Annotated in this window: 4 protein-coding genes and 1 riboswitch; of the genes, 1 reads left to right on the top strand and 3 read right to left on the bottom strand. The window is 66.0% G+C overall.

All coding sequences use genetic code 11. The annotated features are described in order from the left end of the window. From ACFWF3_RS34770 to ACFWF3_RS34760, 3 genes are all read right to left on the bottom strand, one after another. Positions 1 to 275 (bottom strand): PLP-dependent transferase (locus ACFWF3_RS34770; protein ID WP_379318309.1); only part of this gene is annotated, 275 nt, incomplete at its 3' end. Between the two features lie 10 nt (positions 276 to 285). Further along, complete coding sequence (locus tag ACFWF3_RS34765; RefSeq protein ID WP_056815009.1) at positions 286 to 702, bottom strand: rhodanese-like domain-containing protein; 417 nt, start codon at positions 700 to 702, stop codon at positions 286 to 288. 17 nt (positions 703 to 719) lie between these two features. Then, positions 720 to 839: riboswitch (SAM riboswitch) on the bottom strand. 45 nt (positions 840 to 884) lie between these two features. Beyond that, on the bottom strand, positions 885 to 1343 hold the full coding sequence (locus ACFWF3_RS34760) for a hypothetical protein (RefSeq protein WP_378996041.1): 459 nt from the start codon (positions 1341 to 1343) through the stop codon (positions 885 to 887). 190 nt (positions 1344 to 1533) lie between these two features. Here ACFWF3_RS34760 and ACFWF3_RS34755 point away from each other — a divergent pair. Beyond that, the coding region (locus tag ACFWF3_RS34755; protein ID WP_379318307.1) for an NAD(P)-binding protein at positions 1534 to 1733 on the top strand (200 nt) is incomplete at its 3' end.

The raw sequence follows: 1733 nt of genomic DNA, 5'->3' as shown, positions 1-1733 counted from the left end.
GTCGCGAAGGCCGCCTCGGCGCCGTCGAGCAGGCGGATGCGCTCCTCGAACATGGCCACGGTCGGGTTGCCGAAGCGGGAGTAGACGAAGTGCTCCACGTCGCCGGTGAACGCCGCCTCGGCGGCTTCGGCGCTCTCGTAGACGAAACCCGAGGTCAGGTACAGCGCCTCGGAGGTCTCGTCGAAGCCGGAACGGCGCAGGCCGCCACGCACGCCGAGCGTGCCGGGACCGACGCCTTCGGGCAGTGGCTTGTCGAACGAACCACCGGTGATCATGCTTTTCTCCTTATGCCTGACGCCACGGCAGGCCGACAGCGCGCCAACCGGTGCTGCCGCGCTGACCGAACGCGTCGGGACCACCTTCGAAACCGTCGAGCACGTTGTAGGACGGTGCCACGCCCGCCGCGGTCGCCAGGTTCGCCGCGTGCGCGGAACGCTGACCGGAGCGACACAGGAACACCACGGGTGCGTCGTCGGGGCGACCGGCGAGTGCCTTCTCGAGCTGCACACCGAACTCGGGATTGCGGGTGCCGGTGCCGTCGACCCACTCGATGAAGTGGGCCGGGCGTTCGATGGAACTGGTGTCGGGAATGCCGATGTGTGCCCACTCGCCTTCGGTGCGCACGTCGACCAGCACGGCGCCGGGGTGCTCGGTGAGCAGTTCCCACGCCTTCTCAGGGGTGATGTCGCCGGCGTAAGTCATGTCGATCCTCCTGCGTGAATCCGCTCTTGCCGTGCCGGAAATCCCCGAACACACGGCCAGGTCGTCACCCGGAGCACCCCACCGCGGAGGAGGGTTGCCGACCAGCGAGCCGGGGCTTGACGCTGGCACTCATGACCTTGCGATCTGAGATTGCCTCGGCACCGGTCATCGTGTCAAACGATTCAGAAGGAACACACCAGCCACGCGCTGTCGACGCGGGTCAGTTTCCAGTTGCTCGCCGCCGGGTTGCCGTTGACCACGAGCGCCGCGTCGATCTTGGCGCGGTCGCCGTTGACGGTGGCGTTCTCGAAACCCTTGCCGTCGATCGTGACAGTGGATTTCGGGCCACCGAGCTGTTCGCCGAGGCCGGATTTCTCCTCGTCGAACCCGGGGCAGGCCACACCGGTCGGCGGACGGAGGTCGCTGCGCGAGCGCGCGTCGATATAGTTGGTGACGGCGGCCGCGAGACGGTCGGCCTCTGTGACATTTTTCTCAGCGGGTGAGAGCAGTCCACCCGCCACGATGCCGATGAGCACGATGATCGCGATCACCGCGGCCGCGACGAACGGGACGATGGAACGCTTGTCGGTCTGATCCACCACTACGGGCTGGTCATCCGAGCCTGTTTGCTCCTCGTTCATGCTGTAATCCTGACAGACCCGCGCGGGCAGCTACACCGCGCGCCGGGTGGCTGCAACGCCGCAGCTAGAATCGCCTTGATTGCGGTCGGCTGCCGACGTCGATGGCAGCTGCCAGTAAGCGGATGTCCGACTTAGCCTAAGCTAAGTTGACGCCGTCAAATCAGTTCTCGACCAAAGGGTGCGCGTAGAAATGACCGAACAGACTGCAGCGACTCGCCCACTTCGCATTGCGATCGTGGGTGCGGGACCGGCCGGTATCTACGCCGCCGACGCGTTGATGAAGTCCGATGCCGACGTGAGCATCGACCTCTACGAGCGTATGCCCGCGCCCTTCGGCCTGATCCGCTACGGCGTCGCCCCTGACCACCCGCGCATCAAGGGCATCATCAC

Source organism: Nocardia sp. NPDC060220 (assembly GCF_042727815.1).
In the GTDB taxonomy this organism is placed as follows: Bacteria; Actinomycetota; Actinomycetes; order Mycobacteriales; family Mycobacteriaceae; genus Nocardia.
This window is presented reverse-complemented; position numbering and strand designations above follow the sequence as displayed.

What these genes read in the sequence shown, in the direction of transcription:
- ACFWF3_RS34765 (WP_056815009.1), bottom strand. Translation starts at nt 702, where the DNA reads ATGACTTACGCCGGCGACATCACCCCTGAGAAGGCGTGGGAACTGCTC.
- ACFWF3_RS34760 (WP_378996041.1), bottom strand. Translation starts at nt 1,343, where the DNA reads ATGAACGAGGAGCAAACAGGCTCGGATGACCAGCCCGTAGTGGTGGAT.